This is a genomic window from Streptomyces sp. FH025, assembly GCF_017427025.1.
Taxonomy (GTDB): domain Bacteria; phylum Actinomycetota; class Actinomycetes; order Streptomycetales; family Streptomycetaceae; genus Kitasatospora.
Map to the genome: position 1 here is coordinate 1 of NZ_JAFLNG010000429.1, position 6,749 is coordinate 6,749.

The 6,749-nt window shown below is 73.0% G+C and carries 6 protein-coding genes; 4 read left to right on the plus strand and 2 right to left on the minus strand.

Annotated elements, in window-relative coordinates; translation table 11 throughout:
- Positions 1 to 2: 2 nt before the first annotated feature.
- The 4 genes from J0670_RS25900 (at position 3) to J0670_RS25915 (ending at position 4,509) form a co-directional block, all read left to right on the plus strand.
- The gene (locus J0670_RS25900; protein ID WP_207814080.1) at positions 3 to 1,067 is read left to right on the plus strand and encodes a DUF4185 domain-containing protein; all 1,065 of its coding nucleotides are present in this window, start codon (positions 3 to 5) and stop codon (positions 1,065 to 1,067) included.
- A 35-nt stretch (positions 1,068 to 1,102) separates the two neighbouring features.
- The gene (locus J0670_RS25905) at positions 1,103 to 2,128 is read left to right on the plus strand and encodes an LGFP repeat-containing protein (RefSeq protein WP_207814081.1); all 1,026 of its coding nucleotides are present in this window, start codon (positions 1,103 to 1,105) and stop codon (positions 2,126 to 2,128) included.
- 18 nt (positions 2,129 to 2,146) lie between these two features.
- Positions 2,147 to 3,229: a hypothetical protein gene (locus tag J0670_RS25910; RefSeq protein WP_207814082.1), complete on the plus strand. Its 1,083-nt coding sequence runs from the start codon at positions 2,147 to 2,149 to the stop codon at positions 3,227 to 3,229.
- A gap of 86 nt (positions 3,230 to 3,315) precedes the next feature.
- A complete protein-coding gene (locus J0670_RS25915) occupies positions 3,316 to 4,509 on the plus strand; it encodes an MFS transporter (RefSeq protein ID WP_207814083.1) in 1,194 nt (397 codons plus the stop codon).
- Between the two features lie 58 nt (positions 4,510 to 4,567).
- Here J0670_RS25915 and J0670_RS25920 read toward each other — a convergent pair whose 3' ends face one another.
- Positions 4,568 to 5,212 (minus strand): L-threonylcarbamoyladenylate synthase, encoded by a 645-nt coding sequence (locus J0670_RS25920; protein WP_207814084.1) that lies wholly within the window; start codon positions 5,210 to 5,212, stop codon positions 4,568 to 4,570.
- A gap of 131 nt (positions 5,213 to 5,343) precedes the next feature.
- Positions 5,344 to 6,749 (minus strand): threonine/serine exporter ThrE family protein (locus J0670_RS25925; RefSeq protein ID WP_207814085.1); only part of this gene is annotated, 1,406 nt, incomplete at its 5' end.

The following is a 6,749-nucleotide window of genomic DNA, read 5'->3' on the forward strand; positions in this document are numbered from 1 at the left end:
TGCTGGCCCAGAACGGCACCCCGCTCTGCGACACCCCCGGCGACTCGGCGAACGCCCAGGGGCTCGGCTCCGGGGACCTCGGCATCCCGTACTTCCGTGAGCACGACGGTACTTGGGGCTACGTCTTCGGCGACTCCTGGGCCAACCCGGCCCAGCAGGACCCGTACCTCGGTTCGCCGGTGATGCTCGCGCAGGCGAACTTCGACGCCAGTGGCGGCTCGCCGATCTCCTTCACCTGGGCGATGCCCACCGGCGGCCAGGCCCGCCAGCTCTTCAACTACAACCACCAGACGGACAACGGCTACGGCTGGGAGTTCAGCCGCATCCCCAACGACTGCATCGAGTTCGGCGGCCGCACCTACATCCAGTACACCTCGGTGGCGACCTGGACCCCGCCGGCCGGCTACGACGGCTCGCTGATGTCCGGGGTGGCGTACTCCGACGACTACGGCGTGACCTGGCAGGACTACCCGTACCACTGGGCGGGCGACACCCAGGGCAACAACCAGTCCATGTACGGGATGTGGTCCTTCGCCGGGATCGACCCGGACGGCTGGCTCTACATCTTCTCCAAGCGCTGGAACGGCACCCACCGCAACACCGGCGACGGCGGCGCGATCCAGCTCTTCCGGATCCAGCCGAACGACTTCCGGGCCGGCAACTTCGGCGCCCAGCAGAACTGGGCCTACGTCAACGGCTCCTGGCAGTGGACCACGGCCGCCCCGCCGTCGGTCATCCTCTCCGGCAACGCCATCGGGGAGTTCTCCGTCAAGCGGATCGGAGGCACCTACTGCATGAGCTACTTCGACGTGACCGACTACTCGATCTGCACCCGCACCGCCGCCCGCCCGGACGCGGTGTGGACGGCGCCCAAGGTCCAGATCGCCGGCAACAACACCTTCCCGCCGAGCCACTGGGGCCGCCCCCAACTCCCCTTCCTCTACGGCGGTTACATCCACCCCGGCAGCGCGAGCGCCACCTCCCTGACCCTGATCGCCTCGCAGTGGAACGGGCAGCAGGGCCAGTCCCCGTACCGGGTGCTGCAGTACGACGGCATCAACCCGTGACCGGCCCGCACCGACCGACCCGGAGGGGACGACGCATGCGCAGCAGCACCGCCCGACTCGCCGTCCTGGCGTCCGCCGCCCTGCTGGCCACCACGGCCGTAACCGCCTCGGCCCACCCGGCCGGGGCGGGGACCGCACCGCCCGTGCCCGGCCCGCTGGCCCACCGCCCCCTGGCCGAGGCCGGTTGCGACATCCCGCCGGAGCGCGACATCGCCATCACCCGCAAGGTGTACGAGGTCGGCCAGCGGATGAACGTGGACGGCAAGGTGATGCTGGCCGGGTTCGAGACCGGCTGGGTCGAGTCCCACATGAACAACCTGGCCTGCGGCGACCGGGACTCGCTCGGCGTCTTCCAGCAGCGCCCCTCCCAGGGCTGGGGGACGCCCGAGCAGATCATGAACGTCGACTACGCGGCGGGCAAGTTCTTCGAGGTCGCCCTCCAGATGGAGCCCGACAACCAGGGCGGCACCGCGGGCCAACTCGCCCAGGCCGTCCAGCGGTCGGCGTTCCCGGACCGCTACGACCAGGCCGAGGGCATCGCCCGGACGCAGCGCGACGAGGCGTTCCAGCCGTACGGGACCATCGGCGACAAGTACGCGGCCATGGGCGGGGCGAACGGCGTGCTCGGGGCGCCGGTGCGCGCCGAGGAGGACTCCTCGCTGGGCGGGCGGTTCCAGTTGTTCCAGAACGGGATCATCATCTGGCACCCCGACGACGCCCACCCCGTCTACGGCGACATCCTCAGGGCCTTCTGGGCCACCGACGCCGAACGCCGCTGGGGCTTCCCCACCATGGACGAAGCCGACGCCGCCAAAGCCACCAACGGCACCCGAGGCCGCTACCAGTACTTCGAACACGGCCTCTTCCTCTGGTCCCCCCAAACCGGAACCCACGAACTCCACGACGCCATCCACGACGCCTTCGCCACCAACGGCCGCGAAGCCACCCTCGGCTACCCCACCACCGACGAAGTCGACGAGAACGGCGGCAAAGCCCAGCACTTCCAGAACGCCACCATCCACTGGAACCCCACCCGGGGCACCTGGATCACCACCCCGTAGACACCGGAAGGCGGACTCATGCCGACCCATCTCCGACCCCTGCCACCCCGGATCCGGCGTCACGCCGCCCGCGTCGCGGCGCTGCTGCTGTCCGCCGCGACGGCGACGGGCCTCGGCACGACGGCCCCGGCCGGTGCCGTCGTGGCCTCCACCGCCTCGGTCACCTCCGCGGCCTCCGCGGCCTCCGTCGCCTCCGACCCCGACGGGCCGATCGGCCGGGGCGAGGTCCTGGACCGCGCGCAGTCCTGGATCGACGCGCGGGTGCCGTACGACAACAACAGCTGTTACACCAACCAGTACGGCTGCCACCGCAAGGACTGCTCGGGCTACGTCGCCATGGCCTGGAACCTGAGCCGCGACCTGATCACCAACGAGCTGTGGAACGTCACGACCGACATCGCGGCCTCGGACCTCCAGCCCGGTGACGCCCTGCTCCGCGACTCCGGCGGCACCGACCACGTGGGCCTGTTCGTCCGCTGGGCCGACGACGCGCACACCCAACCGGTGGTCCGCGAGGAGATCGACTACGGCCACGTGGCCGAGGAGGACACCTGGACCAACGGGCTGCGCGGCTTCTCGCCCCGCCGGTACAACCAGCTCGACGACCTGGCCCCGTACGGCTCGATCGGCGTCAAGTACGCGGCCATGGGCGGAGCGGGCGGCGTCCTCGGCGCGCCCGTCACCGGGGAGCGCGACTCCTCCCTCGGCGGCCGGTTCCAGCAGTTCCAGAACGGCATCATCATCTGGCACCCCGACGACGCCCACCCCGTCTACGGCGACATCCTCAGGGCCTTCTGGGCCACCGACGCCGAACGCCGCTGGGGCTTCCCCACCATGGACGAAGCCGACGCCGCCAAAGCCCCCAACGGCACCCGAGGCCGCTACCAGTACTTCGAACACGGCCTCTTCCTCTGGTCCCCCCAAACCGGAACCCACGAACTCCACGACGCCATCCACGACGCCTTCGCCACCAACGGCCGCGAAGCCACCCTCGGCTACCCCACCACCGACGAAGTCGACGAGAACGGCGGCAAAGCCCAGCACTTCCAGAACGCCACCATCCACTGGAACCCGACTCAGGGCACCTGGATCACCAAGTAGGTTGCGCCCTGCGGGAGCAGCTCCGGCCGCTCCCGCAGAGCACTTTCCGCGTGGGCACGGAAGGGTTCGGCACCTATCGTGAATGAATGACCGATCATCGGATTGTTCGGCCCGTCCGCACCCGCGCGGGCTACCTGATGGCCGCCTTCGCCTTCGCCGTCTGCATGACCGGGACCACCCTGCCCACTCCGCTCTACGGGCTCTACCAGGAGAGGATCGGCTTCTCCGAGCTGACGGTCACGGTCGTCTTCGCCGTCTACGCCGTCGGCGTCATCGGCGTCCTGCTGCTCGTCGGCAACGTCTCCGACACCGTCGGGCGACGCCCCGTCCTGCTCTGCGGGCTCATCGCGGCGGCCTGCAGCGCCCTCGTCTTCCTCGCCGCGGACAGCGTGCCGCTGCTCTGCCTGGGCCGCCTGCTGTCCGGGCTGTCGGCGGGTCTGTTCACCGGCACCGCCACCGCGTACGTGCTGGAGCTCGCCCCGCCCGAGCACCGGGCCCGCGCGGGCTTCGTCGCGACCGCCGCCAACATGGGCGGGCTCGGCTGCGGACCGCTGCTGTCGGGCCTGCTCTCCCAGTACGCGCCGCACCCGCTGGCGCTGCCGTTCGCCGTGCACCTGGTGCTGCTCGCCGCGTCGTCCGCCCTCGTCCTGCGGCTGCCGGAGACGGTCACCGGCGCCCGCCGGCTGCGCACCGCCCGGCCCGTGCGGCCCGCGCTTCCGCCGGAGGTCCGCCGGGTGTTCGTCCCGGCCGGGGTCGCCGCGTTCGCCGGCTTCGCGCTGCTCGGGCTGTTCACCTCGGTCAGCCCCGCGTTCCTCGGCGGCGACCTCGGCGTCCACAACCGCGCGGTCGTCGGCCTCGTCGTCTTCACGGTCTTCCTGGCCTCCACCCTCGGCCAGCTCCTGGTGCCCCGGCTGGGCACCGCGCGAGCGGTGCCCCTGGGCTGCCTGGTGCTCATCGCCGGGCTCGCCCTGCTGGCCGCCTCGCTCGCCTGGAGCGCCCTCCCGCCCCTGGTGCTCGCGGCCCTGGTGGGCGGCGCCGGCCAGGGCATGGGCCTGCGCGGCGCGGTCGGCGCGGTGGCCACCGCGAGCCCGGCCGAGCACCGGGGCGGCGCGCTCTCGGCGCTCTTCGTCGTCGCCTACTTCGGCATCTCGATCCCGGTCATCGGGGTCGGCCTCCTCGCCGGACCGGCCGGCCTGGCCCACGCCGGCCTGGTCTTCGCCGCCTGCATGGCCCTGCTGGCCGCCGCCTCCGGAACCTACCTGCTGCGCCGGGGTCGGTGAGGGGCAGGGCGTGTCTTGCGGGTTTCGTCGGACCCGGCAAGGACCCGCAAGACACGCCCTACGAGCGCTCCCGCAGGTCGGGCACGACCTCGCGGAGCCGTTCGGCGCTGATCGCGCCCGCCCGCAGCAGGACCGGCAGCTCGCCGCTGACGTCCACGATCGAGGACGGCACGGCGGCCGCGGTCGGACCCCCGTCCAGGTAGACGGCCACCGAGTCGCCCAGCATGCCCTCGGCCGCGGCGCAGTCCTGCGGGGAGTCGTGCCCGGTCAGGTTGGCGCTGGAGACCGCCAACGGACCAGTGGCGGCGAGCAGTTCGAGGGCGACCGGGTGCGCGGGCATCCGGATCGCGACCGTGCCGCCGGTCTCGCCGAGGTCCAGCTCGACAGACGCCCGGTGCCGGGCGACCACCGTCAGCCCGCCGGGCCAGAACGCGGTGACCAGCTTCCGCGCCCGCTCCGTCACCTCGACCAGCTCGTCGAGGCCCTCCGGCGAGCCCACCAGCACCGGCGACGGCATGTTCCGTCCCCGCCCCTTGGCCCGCAGCAGGCGGGCGACGGCCTCCGGCGCGAAGGCGTCCGCGCCCACCCCGTACACGGTGTCCGTGGGCAGGACGACGAGTTCTCCGCGGCGCACCGCCGCCACGGCCTCGCGCAGGCCGGCTGCGCGCTCGGACGCGTCCGAGCAGTCAAAACGACGAGTCATCAGGGGTCTCCACCTGCGGGCCTCCGGCCCGCACCGTTCCTCCGGCCCGGTCACCTCGCCGACCGGGCACGACCTGGCCAGACTACCCGTCCCGATCCCCCGCCCCTCCCGCACCACCGTTCGCAGCGCCCTCAGCGGCGGTGGCGGCCGCCGCTCCGGCGCCCGGGGGCGACGGCCCGGGGCGCGGGCAGGAACAGACGGGCCAGCTCCCGGCCCAGATTCACGCCGATGGCGAGGGCCATCGCCGTGGCGACGGCGCGCCCGGCGCCGCTCAGCCCGATCTCGGGTTCGCCCCGGACGAAGGCGAGCATTCCGAAGTACAGCACCGACCCGGGCAGCAGCGGCCCCAGCGCCGCCGTGACGAACGGCAGCGCCGAGTTGCCCCGGTACCGCGCCATGAGCTGGCCGAACAGGCCCACCAGCCCGGCGGCGATCCCCGTCGCCATGATCGGCTCCCCGCCGGCGTTGACCAGGACCCCGTACGTCGACCAGCCGGCGCCGCTGTTGAGCAGGACGGCCGGCAGGTTGCCCCGCTCGGTGTTCAGCAGCACCGCGAACGCCAGGGTGAGCAGCATCGCCGCCACGAGCTGAAGCGGCGGGTTCACCGCCCCGGCCGGGCCGGCCTGGGCCGCGAGGTCCGCGCCGTTGTTGACGCCGAAGTAGAGCACCGTCATGACGCCGATCACCACACCGGCCATCAGGTACAGGGCCTCCAGCAGCCGGGCCGCGGCGGTGAGGTAGTAGCCGGCCAGGCCGTCCTGGGCCGCCGCCACCATGGGCCACCCGGGCAGCAGCGCGTACAGCCCGCCGGTGATCACCACCGAGCCGCGCAGTTGCAGCCCGTTGAACGACATCAGGATGCCGATCACGGCGGCCGGTGCCGCGGCCACCACGAACTGGTAGAACGCCGGGAGGTCGTGCCGCGCCACCAGCGCCGAGAGCCGGTCACCGGCCAGGGCCGCGACGACGGCGCTGACGAACACCAGCCAGGCCCGGGCGTCGGCCCGCCCGCCGACCATCAGGGTCGCGGCCCCGGACAGCAGGCCGGAGGACAGCACCGGGATCCAGCCGGGGTAGCGGCGGCCGCGCCGGTGCGCGGCCACCAGCCGGTCGTGGGCGTCACCGACACCGACGCCGCCGGCCGCGATCTCGGTGACCAGCCGGAAGACCGCGGCCAGCCGCGCGTAGTCGCCGGCCGGGCGGCGCACGGAGCACTCGGCGGAGAGCGACGGCTCGGGCGAGCCGGGCTGGTACGAGATCGCCACCCGGGTGAAGGTGACCTGCGGGTCGCACGGGTGGATCCGGTAGGCGCGCGCGACCGCGAGCATGGCGGCCTCGACGTCCTCCGCCGCCTCACCGCTGGCCAGCAGCAACTCGCCCACCAGCAGCGCGAGTTCCAGCACCCGGTCCGGATCGGCGGCGGCCCCGGGCCGTTCCGGCGCGGAGAGGTCGGGGGCCAGTCGGCGCTCGGTCGCCGGGGTGCGCAGCAGCGACAGCATCCGGTCGGGCCACAGACCGGCGAGGGCGGCGTCCTCGG